Below are 13,702 nucleotides of genomic sequence, written 5' to 3'. Positions count from 1 at the left end.
GCTAAATCATCAGAGCACTCTAGCAGCCAGCAATCAAACTCTGAAAATGTGACGCTGTAAATAATTCTGTGTAACTGCCACCGCATTATAAGGTGATCTCTCAGGCGGCTACCGAACTCGATAATAAAATGACTCATGGCCAGCCGCCAGTTCTGGATCGGCATATTCCATTCTTTTGACGCATCCTTGATCGCCAGATAAACCACTTTTCGCACCGAGTAGTCTGTCGGGAATACCTTTCGTTTTTTTATAGCTGCACGGATAGCGCTGTTCAGCGAATCAACGGCATTTATGGGCTTCTTACCAAATGCACTTCAGTAATCACGTACTACTTTAATTTTTTCTGTGCTTTATTTTTAATGGACAGCTTAATTTCCACCCGGTCAGAGGCGATGATATTACATATCAATCAGAAAAAATGCCTTGGAGAATAATTTGAATTATGGATAAGTTGAAATTCAGATGAGAATTTTTTTCGGATGTTATGCAGGGTATGCGGGTCGTTAGAAAACTTTTCAAAATAGCTTTGTAATGTCTCTGGTGGTATGCCAAAAAAAGTCACCTCTCCATGAAAAGCTTTCACCGGCAAGCCTGTTATTTGATGCAGATCGTATCCAATTGCAGACTTAAAGTATCTTGAGTCACCCGAATGACACGCGATAAGTCTTATAGAGGCATAATCATTATATTTTACCCCACCAGTATCGCGCAATAAATTATCTAAAGCCTTTGAACTTATTTTACTTATTTCGTACGGCCTTCCCGAACTATCCATTCTTGTTTCGATTAAGGCCGTTTTTTTTCCATGTGAATAAATGTTCAATCTTGTTTTCTGCCTGTAAGTATCGTCAAAAATACTAACTCCTCTGCCCAGATAGTTTAACCCGGATATTTTTTTTCTATTCCGGTTAATAGGTATGGTACGAGTACTTATTAAGCTTCTGTTGAAATCGAAAACCCGATTTAGATTCTTGGATAGTGGAGTTCTTAAAATTTTAGCCATGCTAAATAAAGAAAGACCGATTTCTAAAAGAGTAAAAACACTCTGAATAGCCAGATCTGAATCATCATATTTTTTCACTTTCGATATAGTTATCACACCTCCGGTGATCTGCAAAATTGCTACGGCGCTTAACAAAAAAGAAGACATCGCAATTGAGCACCCTAAAGTTACAATTCCTGTAGCAATAGACAAGGCCGCCCCGCCGTAAACAATGCTCCTCCATGATTCTCTGGTCATGTAGCCGGTATTGTCATTATTATTTACAGGATTATTATTGCAGAAAATATAAGGATTGATATTACCACCACAGAAAGGTGATAAACTATCTGGTGTGGTAAACCTCATACTATGAGGATCATATAATCGCGCCCCTAAAAGATAACCATCTGTTTCACTATCATATAAACAGCCGTTCAATGCTGGTATAATGTTCTTCTCCCTGGTAGCTCCATATACGCCGATGGCAGAATAGGCACTACTTTCATATTTACCATTCCAATATTTAACAACAAAAATTGGCGAGCCGGAATTATTAGTAATGATAGTGTTACTGATGCTGTGCTCATTTATTTTTTGTACTATCCTTTTAGTCCCACCATATAAAGAATTGATTGTTTTTAATTTCTTTTTGTCTCTGAAGTCAATTAAGTTTATGATTTCATCACCGTACCCTCGATGAGTAAAAATCTCCTCTTTCTTTACAGTTTTAGTCACCGACTTTCTGAAGAATAATTTATCTGAAGTCCCGTAACGGTAGACTATGTTTTTACTTTCAATTTCGAAATTAGTGCCCGACGTAGTGTTCTTTGTCGATGCCAAATGGAAAAATTTATTATAGGTAAAGTCAACATTCAGTTTTTTTGAAAAGTCAGCGTTGATTCTTTTGGTATGTGTTTTGTTAATCAAAAAACCCAGAGAGTTATATCCATTTTGAGTTATATCCAGCGTATTTTCATCCTGCATCCAGCTCAATAAAAAAGGTTTATTTTTCTTCGTAATAGAAATTCATGCGTGCCAAGCTATCATCTTCATAGACAGTATCAGTAATTGATACATTCCCTACTTCATCATAAGAATATCCTATAGATTTTATGCCCTTCTTATTTTTTCCTTTTATGAGTGAACTGCCTTCACATTTATAAAATATTATCCGGTTCATAACATCATATGCAAACACCTCTTTTCTGATATCCGTTTTGGTATCCTCATGATATTGCTCTATCGCCCTTGATTTAATGAGATTGTTTTTATAGAAGCGGGTATTGACTGCAATAATGAGATCAGGCTGTTTATTTGTATTCACACTATCAAAAAAAAGATAAAACTTACGGCTTATTTCCCTGCTAAACTCATCATAGGCATACTGAATGACAGTCTTTCCATTACCATCGTATTCATTCACCTGAAAAATCCTGCTAAATATATCGTATAAGACTTCTGTTCTTATTTTATCTGACCTGACCTCTGTTATTCTGCCATATGAGTCACGGGAATATAAATACTCGGTATTCGTCTCGTCAGTAATTTTATAAATCCCCTCATTATTATAGTAATCTTCCTGCCTGTAGGTGAGATCGATAGCTCTGCCATCGTGAATGAACTTGGTATTTATTTCTAAGCAACTATTTTTCTTATCCTCGTTAATTTTCTCAATGAAGATGTCACGCGGCGTCAGGAATTTAGATTCTATAAGCGAATCATCCACTGCTGAGTACTTGAATGTTTTAAAGAACTTTTTTTGATCGTCTACTACCGATAAGATATTGTTTTTCAGGCTATAGTCATTATTATGAATATGAACGGTGCCATCTGCAAAAAAAACCTTTTCCGGGAGAGGATAATGTAGAGAATAAACATATTTCGTTATAACACCGTATGATTGACTTTCAACCAGTCGATTCAAATGGTCAAAAGTCTGAGTACCTATGTTATAGCTTTTTCCATCTGATGATTTGAACGTGATTTTCTCTATGAGTGGCTCTTCAGAATATTTACTGTAGTCTCTATTAATTACTGAATTATCAGGGAAGGTAATCTTATTAACTCTATCAAAGAGATCGTACCCATATTCGGTTACATTACCTAATTCATCATGGTATTTCACTAATCTGCCGCAAAAATCTCGTTCAAGCGTAATCTGTAACAACTCCCCGTTCGAATAATATCTCCTGTAGCTTACCGGCTCATTATTTATATCAAAACTTATTAATGTTTCATTTGTAATTTTCTTATCACATTCCAGCCAATGGGCTTTGGTTCTGTTTATCAAATCTGTAACTATATTTTCTTCCACCCCGTCGTTATGTTTTATTGTCTTTATATACCCCCAATCATCATAGGAATAAAGGCTTATATAACTAAACCTCTCATCATCCTTATATGAGAAATGTTCTTCGTAATCAAGCCTTGAAAGTTCATCATATTTATATGCATGAAGTATCTTTTCTTCGTCACTATCGCTTTTACTCATGGCGACACATTGCAATCTACCTAAACCATCATACCTTTCATGTATTTTATCTTTATGAAAATCGATAGTTTTTTTCTCATAATATAAAATCCCTGAAATATCATCAACTTTATATTCATAGTTATACTGGAATGTTTTCGATCTCACTTCATCATGGATGTTAGATGTTATTTTGGCAATATTAATTCTTCCTATCTTGTCTCTAGTATATTCGTACTTCCTGTATAAACTATCAACGATTCTCTTCACTAGTCCTGTTACTGCACTCCATACTAAAACCTCATCAATTATAACTCCCTGTACTTCTGTTTTAATATTTAGCGTCATCTCACTCTTATAATCCTCTCCGGACCAATAAAATCTTTTGACTGTGAGCCTGTCAAAACACTTTATGGATGATGATTTTAATCTACCTGCCGATATTCTATCGTGGATACCTTTGAAATATTCAAATGATGTTGATTTTACTAAAATATTATTGATAAGCGTTTTTTCATTCATCGGCAATAACTTATAAGTTGAGTTGCCTCCGTTTTTTGCAAGCGAGTTGACAGCATTGATGATTAATTCGTAGTCGTATTCTTTAACAAGATTGCTACCTATGTCCTTAAGATACATGATTTCTATCGACTTAATTAACCTTACTCCATTAGGAATATTGACCGATACTCCTGCATGATTTATTTTGTCGGTATAAGAAAAAAATATTATTACACCATTATTATTTACTTGCCTAATTAAGTTCCCTTTTTCATCATATGACATAAGAATCACTTCACACCGTTTGTTGTTTTTAGCAATCGCCAAATCTGTCAAGGCTGTTTTGATTTCATTAATACATTGATAGTTGATAGGCTGCTGTGCTAATTCTTTATTTTCATCACAAGCTTCATAAGTATAGATAACTTCAGTCGTTGATAAACCTACCTCGGTGGTTTCATTCATTAGTAAATGGAATTTATTATAAGTTCTGGATATTTTTTTTATGACTCTGAATCTTATATCCATATACTCTTCTACAGATGAGTAAGTTTTGTCTTCTCCCACAGAACTAAAAGTATACTGCGTGACTATTTTTTTTATACCGGCTATGAACTGAGGAGTTATATAGTATCGCCTTACCCTATATAACCTCATTTTTTTTGGTAAAGATAAATTAAAACCATCGCTGGCTCTTAAATACTCAACCTTATCTTTCCTTCCACATGGATATCTTATTTCATTAAGCAACCTCCCTCTACCTTCTCTATTTGAGTACTTGAAATCCCAATTATATTTGCCGCTTATATCAAATCCATAGTTCTTGATTTGAACCAAGAGGTTTTTTTTATTATTTTTTAAGAACACATCGTATCCATAAAACTCATCCTCGAAAACGCGAATTCTCCTGTAATTTCTATCAATACGTGTAAATGCTAAAAGATATTTATTGGAGAATATGTCCGTTTTTTTTTCGATAACGGTTTGTAAGTATGGAACTCCGTTCAAGTAATCCCACTGCATAATTATTTCACTGTTCATGCCAAAATAGATAGCGGTAGGCACGTAACAATTTTGCTCAACTCCTCTTAAATCCCTATTTTCAAGTTTTTCCACATTTCCATCGATATATTTAATAAAATATCTATATATAGTCCCATGCAGACTCTGTATCTTTTCCTTCGTAAAAGTGAAGTTTTCGAAATTGTAGTCGACTAATGATGGCTGTTCATCCGCATTATCACTTGCAATACTGTAAACCTGGCCGGATGAAAGCGTCAGTACTCTTCTTTCCTTATCATAGCGCGATAAATTATCTGTAAAGCCATAGCCGTATCCCTGATTGTTATATATATATTTTGAATTATAATTAAGCACAAATGAGAAACTTACATCTGAAATAACAGATCTATAGTCTAAAATTGTAGTCGCGTGATTAAATACGCCATTTCTTGGATCGACACCAGACATACAGGCGCTAATGAAATTATCTTGTTGTGTGTTTACGTTTATCTTTTCGAGTGGATTTTCAATTATTCCCATCTGCTCCTCCCTGGAATATTGTCAAATTACGGGTTTGGTGGCATCTCCTGTATTGCGGCATTCATACTCAATACTCTTTATCTCACATAGCTGTCAACAGATTAATCACATTTTTCTAAATGGTTTAATGAATCAATACCAATTATGGCATGGCAATTTCCCGCTGATTGTCAGTAATCATCCTTTAACATCCGGTAAATTTCGTTTTAATTTTTTAAACCATTGAGTATCAATTTTTATTGATTGATTGATACAAAGATTAACTCTTATTTTACTCATTTTTATTTCTACTTTATTGGAATATTTTTTTATCTGAATCTGGCATTACCATGATATTCAATAGTGAGGTTAACAGGAGGCATACCGTATTTTTGAAACTGGAGCAGCGATGAAATTATCGAAGAGAGGGTTTGAGCGTGGAGGCGGGTTGCCCGTGTAACTGCTGAGAAAAGCAAACTTAAAGTGCAAACAAGAAAAGTTGTTAAATAATTGAATATTCCCCCAACCTGAAGTCCATTTCAATGCCACTGCGAGATTCGCAATTTAACAAAATGCTTTTCTCAATATGACTAAAAAGGTTCCGACGAACGTTGCACCAGCGTGACCAGCAAAAGGTAAAGCAGTACCACGACGGTGGACGGTTGGGGAAACACGTATTTGAAAGAGCACTCTGGCGCATCAGGTTTCCAACGTGCTGAGTGCTACAAATGATCCGCCGAGATTATTTTCGACGCCGTTTCACCGCCTGAGCCAGCTGCCGCAGCACGGTTTCAGTATCTTCCCAGCCAATACAGCCGTCCGTTACACTCATGCCGTAAACAAGCTCTTCCCCGCTCTCAAGGCTCTGATTGCCTTCCACCAAATGGCTTTCAATCATCACGCCGATAATTGCCTGCTCACCATCAGCAATCTGCTGCGCTACATTTTCAGCAACCGTGAGCTGTTTTTTAAACTGCTTACTGCTATTCGCATGACTGAAGTCGATCATCACCTGGGTCGGCAGTCCCGCTTTTTGCAGACCGGTTTTTACCTCGTTAACGTGATGCGCACTGTAGTTTGGCTCTTTACCTCCACGCAGAATGATGTGGCAGTCCGAGTTGCCACTGGTTTCAACGATGGCCGAGTGACCATATTTGGTGACCGACAGGAAGCAGTGTGGCGCACTGGCTGCACCGATTGCATCAATTGCCACTTTGATGGTTCCATCAGTGCCATTTTTAAAACCTACGGGACAGGACAGGCCAGAAGAAAGCTCGCGGTGTACCTGCGACTCTGTCGTACGCGCCCCAATCGCGCCCCAGCTCATCAGATCGGCAACGTACTGCGGCGTGATCATGTCAAGGAACTCTCCGGCTGTCGGTAGTCCGATGTCATTGATCTCTACGAGCAGCTGACGGGCGATGCGCAGGCCGTCGTTGATGCAGAAGCTCCCATCCATGTGCGGATCGTTTATTAGCCCCTTCCAGCCTACGGTAGTACGCGGTTTTTCAAAATAAACGCGCATCACCACCTCAAGTGAATCTTTCAGCTCTTCGCGCAGAGACTGTAGACGGCTGGCATACTCTTTTGCCGCAACGGTATCGTGGATTGAACATGGGCCAATCACGACCAGCAGCCTGTCGTCTTTTTTTTGTAAAATCTGATGGATCGACTGACGGGCTGAGGAGACTGTTGCCACCGCCTTTTCCGTGGCAGGGAATTTCTCGAACAGAGCAACGGGAGGAAGAAGTTCCTTTATCTCTTTGATTCTTAAGTCATCGTTCTGATAATTCATAATATTTCCAGGTAATTACATTGCCTTACTGCACACCAGGCGCATCCCTTCCAATTTAACGCGCCTCTTCTGCCCTGTAAATCGGCTTTAAGGATTATATATGGCTGGCGAATTTGATTTCTCCTGCATGCTGTCTACAATTCTAAAGCTATAACTTGCATAAAGCGTGTTCACTTTTACGATTTGCTCATAGGTAGAATATTCTCTGCACATAAGCAAATTGAGTTAACTCATCGATAGAGTTGGTCAGACAATTTTCAATACTTAATGGAGCAGAATGATGAAAAAATTTGCAATTGTATTGCTGACAGCAGCAATGACCTTGGGTAGCGGCGCCGTTATGGCAGCAAGCGGTAACGGTTCAGCTAATGCGGCGGCAGACGCGGGCGCAATAGCACCCGGAGCGAAGGATAACCTGGCACCTAATCATGTTGATAACAGTAAAATCAATACTGAAGGTAGCAGCGCGCTCAAACATAAGAAAAAGCATCACGGCATGAGTGCAAATGACGTGCACAAAAATACTCAGTGTAAAGACGGCAAATGCACCAACATCAATTCCAAAGTCGGTGTCGGCGCGAATACTAAAACTGACGGTACCAGCCAGTAAGTTCGCTTCGCACAGATTGATTACCGATGGAGAGCTGCGGCTCTCCTGTTTTTTTACCTTCATTATCCCCCCTCCCCCCCGAACCAATCCCGGTTGGCCGCCAGCTGGATATCACACCTGCTGAGCAGACTTCTCTTTCTCTGACCTTTTTACTAAGTGCCGGAATTCGATCGCATTTCCCAATATCTGCCTGCCGTGGCATAAATTTAGCGGAATTCAAAGTCAGGCTTCATTTTATTGATATTATTGAAGCAGAGTTTGTTCACTAAACGGGAAAATTATGGCTCACCATCACACTGAGCAGAATGGTAATCGTACACGTCTGCTGACAGCATTTATTGTTACAGCCGTATTTATGCTGGCAGAAGTGGCAGGCGGCCTGCTTTCTGGCTCCCTGGCGTTACTGGCAGATGCCGGGCATATGTTGACCGATGCGGCAGCCCTGCTGATTGCACTGCTGGCGACCCAGTTCGCACGCCGAAGGCCCAGCGGACGTCACTCTTTTGGCTTGCTGCGTTTAACGACACTGGCCGCATTTGTTAATGCTATCGCCCTGCTGGGGATAACCGTGCTGATCGTCTGGGAGGCACTGCAACGTTTCTGGCATCCGCAACCGGTAGCAGGCAGCATGATGCTGATTGTCGCGGTAGGTGGCCTGCTGGCAAACCTGCTCTCTTTCTGGCTACTGCATCACGGTAGCGGGGAGAAAAACCTTAACGTTCGTGCTGCTGCACTCCATGTACTGGGAGATCTGCTCGGCTCCGTCGGCGCTATTGTCGCCGCGCTGGTTATTCTGTTTACCGGATGGACGCCCATAGACCCGATACTGTCAATTTTAGTGTCAGTACTGGTATTGCGCAGTGGCTGGAGGCTGATCAAAGAGAGCGGCCATGAGCTTTTGGAGGGAGTACCACAACACATCGATATTGCGAAGCTAAAACGTGCACTGGTTCTCAATATCCCCGAGGTACGCAATGTACATCATGTGCATTTGTGGCAGATAGGAGAAAAGCCGCTGATCACGCTTCATGTTCAGGTGATTCCGCCACGCGATCATGATGCCCTGTTACACCATATTCATGATTATTTGTATCATCATTACCAGATTGCACACGCAACGGTGCAAATGGAGTACCAACGCTGTGAATCTGACCATTGTGACCGCCAGTGGATTCAGTCAAATAGTGATGACGATCGCCACCACCATTGAACCCGCTTTTCCTACCCAAAAAGCGTCATCTTCCGCCCGGCGCAAAACGTTTTGGTCCGGGCGGAAAACGCGGGCATCGTCTATCGTTGTTGACCGGCGCGCTTCATCCATAGCCAGGAGCCGTTGAGCGCGATTAACGTCAGTAAGACATACTCCAGCGCCATCGCGTAGACGCCTTGACGGGCAAAGATCATCACGCTTATGACGTTAATCGCCACCCACAATAGCCAGTTCTCCACGTATTTACGTGTCATCAGAATCATTGCGGCAATTGACAGTACCATCATGCACGAGTCCCAGAATGGGAAAGCATCAGGCTGAAGCGCAGGCATGGTGACATTAAGCCCCAGTGCCTGCATAAGCATCACCGCAGCTCGTGTCAGGAAAGCAAATACCGGGTCGATATAACGCGTTAACAGGGCGATCGCCACTACAATGCCAGCGATCCAGCCGAACAGTTGCTTGCGGGGCAGCCAGCGAATATTTAGTGCCTGCTGGTGTTGGCTGGTCTGCCGACTCCATGCGTACCAGCCGTAAAGGTTGGCGACAAAGAAAAACAGCTGTAGCAGCAGGCTGGCGTAAAGCTGAATCTGGAAAAAAATGGCGGCAAACAGCGTGACGTTGATCAGGCCAAAAGCGTAGTTGACGATCTTCTCAAGACTGGCCAACCAGATACACAACAGACCGGCGATAGTTCCGGTTGCTTCTATCCATGACAGATCGTATCCACCCGTCCCAAGGGGGATATGAAACAAAATATTCGACGTGCTAAAAAAATCCATATTGTCCTCATTACCCTGATAAGAAGTTTCAGGCATTGCCCCTGACCTTAATCTTGAGATCCCTGGCGAAGGTTAGCATACGATTGAGTGGGATCAATGCACCTTCTCGCAGCGCGTCGCTCACCAGAATCTCATGTTCACTGCCCCCCTGCTCCAACCCGTTAGCAATGGCTTGCAGACCATTCATTGCCATCCAGGGACAGCGGGCACAGCTGCGGCAGGTCGCTCCCTCGCCAGCAGTAGGGGCTTCCAGCAGCGCTTTGTCGGGACAGGCCTGCTGCATTTTGTAAAAAATACCGCGATCGGTCGCCACGATTATCTGCCTTTGTGGCAACGTTCGTGCTGCCTGAATTAGCTGACTGGTCGATCCTACCGCATCGGCCAAATCGACGATCGCCTGTGGCGATTCGGGATGCACCAGCACGGCCGCTTCGGGATAGAGTAACTTCATACGTTGTAGCGCCTGAGTTTTAAACTCATCGTGGACAATACAGGCTGACTGCCAGCACAAGATATCAGCACCGGTTTGTCGCTGAACATACTGCCCAAGATGGCGGTCAGGTGCCCAAATGATTTTTTCCCCCAGACTGTCGAGATGCTCGATCAGTTCCACGGCAATACTTGATGTGACCACCCAATCAGCACGCGCTTTCACCGCCGCAGACGTGTTCGCGTATACCACCACAGTACGATCGGGGTGCGCATCGCAAAACTGGCTGAATTCTTCGATTGGGCAACCGAGGTCAAGAGAGCATTCCGCTTGCAGCGTTGGCATCAGAATCGTTTTTTCAGGACTGAGGATTTTGGCCGTTTCCCCCATAAAACGCACCCCGGCGACGAGTAGCGTGGCGGCGGGATGCTGGCTGCCAAAGCGTGCCATCTCCAGCGAATCGGCAACACAGCCCCCGGTCTCTTCCGCCAGCGCCTGTATTTCCGGGTCGGTGTAATAGTGAGCCACCATAACCGCATCACGCTCTTGCAACAGACGTTTAATCTTCGTGCGATAAGTCTGTTTTTCATCGCTGGATAAGCGGATGGGTTTAGCCGGGAAAGGATAGACGGCAGCATCGGCATCGAACATCAGGCTCATAAACCACTCTCGTTTCTTTAAATTAACGCATTAAGCATGGAATGGCCTTTAAAAGGCCGCCTCATCACTTATTTGTTTTATATGCTAAACAAGATAGCGGAAATATCGCCTGTTGTCGCTGGATTTCTCACCTCGGCTACGGGACGTTTAAGCCCCTCTCATACCCGCTGCTGCCCACCCTCCAGCCGCAGTAAGAAGGCTTTATTCGTCAGCCCCCCGGCAAATCCGGTTAACTTTCCATTGCTGCCGATCACCCGATGACAGGGGGCGAAAATGGGCAGCGGATTGCGCCCGTTTGCCGCCCCTACCGCACGCACCGCATCGGGATGACCAATTTGTTGGGCAATCTGCCGGTAGCTCCGTGTCTCTCCAAAAGGAATGGCGATCAGTGCGCTCCAGACTTTTTTTTGAAACTCGGTGCCAATAAATGTCAGTGGCAACGCAAACTGCTGACGCTGGCCAGCGAAGTATTCGCCCAGCTGTCGCTCTGCCTCAATCAGGATCGTATGGTGTTGATCCTCCTCATGCGGATGAAAACGTGCAGCAGGCAGCTCGTCATTTTCCCACAGTACGGCAGTGAGGCTGTTTTCAGCAGCGATCAGAGTGAGTTCTCCTATTGGGGAGTGCATCTTTTTGTAATAGAAAGTCACGCTTCTTCTCCTTAACAATCGGCATCAGTAGAGATTATGCCTTTTCTGCCATCTGCCACTGGCCGTTTACGGACATAGGGATAAAATAGTTTAATGTCCGAAAGCAGCGCGAAAACTGCGGATTTGAGGTTTAACCTGCGATGAATTCATTTAAACAGGGCCACATCATGATCGACCCTATTTCGGCTTATCGTGCGCTGACTTCGCGTGATGTACGCTTCGATGGCGTATTTTACGTTGGCGTGACCTCTACCCATATATATTGTCGTCCGGTATGCCCGGTCAAGGCCCCACGCGCGGAGAATTGCCTGTTTTTTGCCACTGCGGAAGCCGCAGAAAAGGCCTCTTTTCGACCCTGCTTGCGCTGCCGCCCCGAGTTAGCACCCGGTAATGCGCCGGTAGACAACGGTCAGCGTATTGCCGAGCGGCTGGTACAACGCATTGATGAAGGGCTGGCCGAACAAACTGAAAGTCTGGATGATATCGCGGCAGAATTTCACCTCAGCCTCCGTCAGCTGCGGCGCATCGTCAAGAGGGAGCTAGGGGTATCACCGCTGGAGCTGCGCCAGACGCGGCGGTTGCTGCTGGCAAAACAGCTACTCACTGAAACTGAGCTGCCGATTACCCATATTGCTTATGCCAGTGGGTTTGGCAGCCTGCGCCGTTTTAACGCCGTGTTCAGCAGTCATTACCGCATGCCGCCCTCATCTCTGCGTAAAACGAGTGCGCGGCAGGATAACGTGATAAACAGCACTGATACATCAAGGTTGCTATTGAGCTACCGTCCGCCCTTTGACTGGCAGGCGATGCTGAACTTTTTGCGACAGCGCGCTCTGTCAGGCGTTGAATATGTCGAGGAGAACAGCTATGCCCGCACCGTGCGTCTGGGGGAGCACACGGGATGGATTCGAGTTACTCAAATAGCGGTGAAAAATGCTTTGCGGGTGGAGTTTACCCACTCATTGACTCCAGTCTTGTCACTTTTGCTGCGCAGATTGCGCAATCTGTTTGACCTCAGCGCCCGGCCGGACCTGATTGCACAGCAGCTCAGCCTGGATCCACTATTGCGCCCTTCTCTGGCAGTACATCCCGGACTTCGCGCCCCCGGTGCTTTCGACGGTTTTGAAATGGCGGTACGAGCGATTCTCGGCCAGCAAATTACCGTTAAGGCCGCCGCCACGCTTGCAGGCCGTTTCGCTAAAGCTTTTGGTGATGCGATCGCGACGCCTTTCGCCCAGTTATCACATCTTTCACCCACGCCGGAAAGAGTTGCAGAATGCACTATCGATCAGGTTAGCAGTTTGGGGATTATCAGCTCACGCAGCCATTGCATCATAGCGCTGGCAGACCGCTGTGCGCTAAAGGCACCGGATCTTGATGCGGTCAGTCAGCCGGAGAGAAGCATTGAGCAACTGCTAAAAATTCCGGGGATCGGTGACTGGACAGCGCAGTACATTGCCATGCGTGCACTGCGCTGGCCGGATGCTTTCCCGGCTGGGGATCTGGTGGTGCGTAATAATCTGGGCATGATTAGTGCAAAGCTGGCACAATCGCGATCCGCTGTATGGAGTCCGTGGCGAAGCTACGCAGTGATGCATCTCTGGCTGGCAAAAGATGAGTTAGAGATTGTATCTCTGCCCGAATTTGCATAGCAAAAAGGCGCCTTTAGGGCGCCTTTCTACATTGGTGGGTCGTGCAGGATGACTCGGCTGCGCCTCGCCCTGCGGGTCGTTGCCGCTGGCAACGCTGTCTCGCTTTCGCTCGACTCGACCTGCTGCAGGTTCGAACCCTGCCCGAATTTACATAGCAAAAAGGCGCCTTTAGGGCGCCTTTCTACATTGGTGGGTCGTGCAGGATGACTTCGGCTGCGCCTCGCCCTACGGGTCGTTGCCGCTGGCAACGCTGTCTCGCTGGGCTCGACCCGACCTGCTGCAGGATCAAACCCTGCCCCAACGCTGTCTCCCTGCGCTCGACCCGGCCTGCTGCAGGTTCAAACCCTGCCCGAATCTGCATGGCAAAAAGGCGCCTTTAGGGCGCCTTTCTACATTGGTGGGTCGTGCAGGATTCGAACCTGCGACCAATTGATTAAAA

9 protein-coding genes, 2 other RNA genes and 1 pseudogene are annotated in these 13,702 nt (G+C 44.7%); 3 read left to right on the top strand and 9 right to left on the bottom strand.

What is annotated here, in order from left to right; translation table 11 throughout:
- Nucleotides 1-89: 89 nt before the first annotated feature.
- From EPIR_RS18130 to aroG, 4 genes and pseudogenes are all read right to left on the bottom strand, one after another.
- Nucleotides 90-290, bottom strand: a pseudogene (locus EPIR_RS18130) (transposase); the annotation flags it as partial.
- A gap of 119 nt (nucleotides 291-409) precedes the next feature.
- The gene (locus EPIR_RS19025) at nucleotides 410-1,966 is read right to left on the bottom strand and encodes an RHS repeat-associated core domain-containing protein (protein WP_023654466.1); all 1,557 of its coding nucleotides are present in this window, start codon (nucleotides 1,964-1,966) and stop codon (nucleotides 410-412) included.
- A 19-nt stretch (nucleotides 1,967-1,985) separates the two neighbouring features.
- Nucleotides 1,986-5,495: an RHS repeat domain-containing protein gene (locus EPIR_RS06205; protein ID WP_023654465.1), complete on the bottom strand. Its 3,510-nt coding sequence runs from the start codon at nucleotides 5,493-5,495 to the stop codon at nucleotides 1,986-1,988.
- Between the two features lie 721 nt (nucleotides 5,496-6,216).
- Entirely contained in the window at nucleotides 6,217-7,269 is a 1,053-nt protein-coding gene (gene aroG / locus EPIR_RS06200) for a 3-deoxy-7-phosphoheptulonate synthase AroG (protein WP_023654463.1), read from the bottom strand.
- A gap of 277 nt (nucleotides 7,270-7,546) precedes the next feature.
- On the opposite strand from aroG, the gene EPIR_RS06195 reads away from it, so the two are divergent.
- Nucleotides 7,547-7,879 carry a protein YbgS gene (locus EPIR_RS06195; protein WP_023654462.1) on the top strand — a complete coding sequence of 111 codons (333 nt, stop codon included), beginning with the start codon at nucleotides 7,547-7,549 and terminating at the stop codon, nucleotides 7,877-7,879.
- Nucleotides 7,880-8,159: 280 nt separating this feature from the next.
- A complete protein-coding gene (gene zitB / locus EPIR_RS06190) occupies nucleotides 8,160-9,089 on the top strand; it encodes a CDF family zinc transporter ZitB (protein ID WP_023654460.1) in 930 nt (309 codons plus the stop codon).
- An 80-nt stretch (nucleotides 9,090-9,169) separates the two neighbouring features.
- Here the strand turns inward: zitB and pnuC are convergent, their stop codons facing one another.
- The 3 genes from pnuC to EPIR_RS06175 all read right to left on the bottom strand — a co-directional run bounded on the left by pnuC (nucleotide 9,170) and on the right by EPIR_RS06175 (nucleotide 11,611).
- Nucleotides 9,170-9,871, bottom strand: a complete 702-nt coding sequence (pnuC, locus tag EPIR_RS06185; RefSeq protein WP_023654458.1) for a nicotinamide riboside transporter PnuC — start codon at nucleotides 9,869-9,871, stop codon at nucleotides 9,170-9,172.
- Nucleotides 9,872-9,899: 28 nt separating this feature from the next.
- Complete coding sequence (gene nadA / locus EPIR_RS06180; RefSeq protein WP_023654457.1) at nucleotides 9,900-10,961, bottom strand: quinolinate synthase NadA; 1,062 nt, start codon at nucleotides 10,959-10,961, stop codon at nucleotides 9,900-9,902.
- Nucleotides 10,962-11,119: 158 nt separating this feature from the next.
- Nucleotides 11,120-11,611, bottom strand: coding sequence for a methylated-DNA--[protein]-cysteine S-methyltransferase (locus EPIR_RS06175; RefSeq protein WP_023654456.1), 492 nt, complete (start codon nucleotides 11,609-11,611; stop codon nucleotides 11,120-11,122).
- Nucleotides 11,612-11,778: 167 nt separating this feature from the next.
- On the opposite strand from EPIR_RS06175, the gene EPIR_RS06170 reads away from it, so the two are divergent.
- Entirely contained in the window at nucleotides 11,779-13,263 is a 1,485-nt protein-coding gene (locus EPIR_RS06170; protein ID WP_048697156.1) for a DNA-3-methyladenine glycosylase 2, read from the top strand.
- A gap of 32 nt (nucleotides 13,264-13,295) precedes the next feature.
- Here the strand turns inward: EPIR_RS06170 and EPIR_RS18125 are convergent.
- Nucleotides 13,296-13,420, bottom strand: a non-coding RNA gene (locus tag EPIR_RS18125) — RtT sRNA.
- A 30-nt stretch (nucleotides 13,421-13,450) separates the two neighbouring features.
- A non-coding RNA gene (locus EPIR_RS18120) (RtT sRNA) lies at nucleotides 13,451-13,575 on the bottom strand.
- Nucleotides 13,576-13,702 lie beyond the last annotated feature (127 nt).

Source organism: Erwinia piriflorinigrans CFBP 5888 (assembly GCF_001050515.1).
Lineage (GTDB): Bacteria > Pseudomonadota > Gammaproteobacteria > Enterobacterales > Enterobacteriaceae > Erwinia > Erwinia piriflorinigrans.
The sequence above is the reverse complement of the archived record's forward strand: the minus strand, read 5'-3'. Positions and strand labels throughout refer to the sequence as shown.

Coding starts and splice junctions, on each gene's coding strand:
- EPIR_RS06195 (WP_023654462.1), top strand. CDS start 7,547: ATGATGAAAAAATTTGCAATTGTATTGCTGACAGCAGCAATGACCTTG.
- EPIR_RS06170 (WP_048697156.1), top strand. CDS start 11,779: ATGATCGACCCTATTTCGGCTTATCGTGCGCTGACTTCGCGTGATGTA.
- nadA (WP_023654457.1), bottom strand. CDS start 10,961: ATGAGCCTGATGTTCGATGCCGATGCTGCCGTCTATCCTTTCCCGGCT.
- zitB (WP_023654460.1), top strand. CDS start 8,160: ATGGCTCACCATCACACTGAGCAGAATGGTAATCGTACACGTCTGCTG.
- EPIR_RS06205 (WP_023654465.1), bottom strand. CDS start 5,495: ATGGGAATAATTGAAAATCCACTCGAAAAGATAAACGTAAACACACAA.
- EPIR_RS19025 (WP_023654466.1), bottom strand. CDS start 1,966: ATGCAGGATGAAAATACGCTGGATATAACTCAAAATGGATATAACTCT.
- aroG (WP_023654463.1), bottom strand. CDS start 7,269: ATGAATTATCAGAACGATGACTTAAGAATCAAAGAGATAAAGGAACTT.
- pnuC (WP_023654458.1), bottom strand. CDS start 9,871: ATGGATTTTTTTAGCACGTCGAATATTTTGTTTCATATCCCCCTTGGG.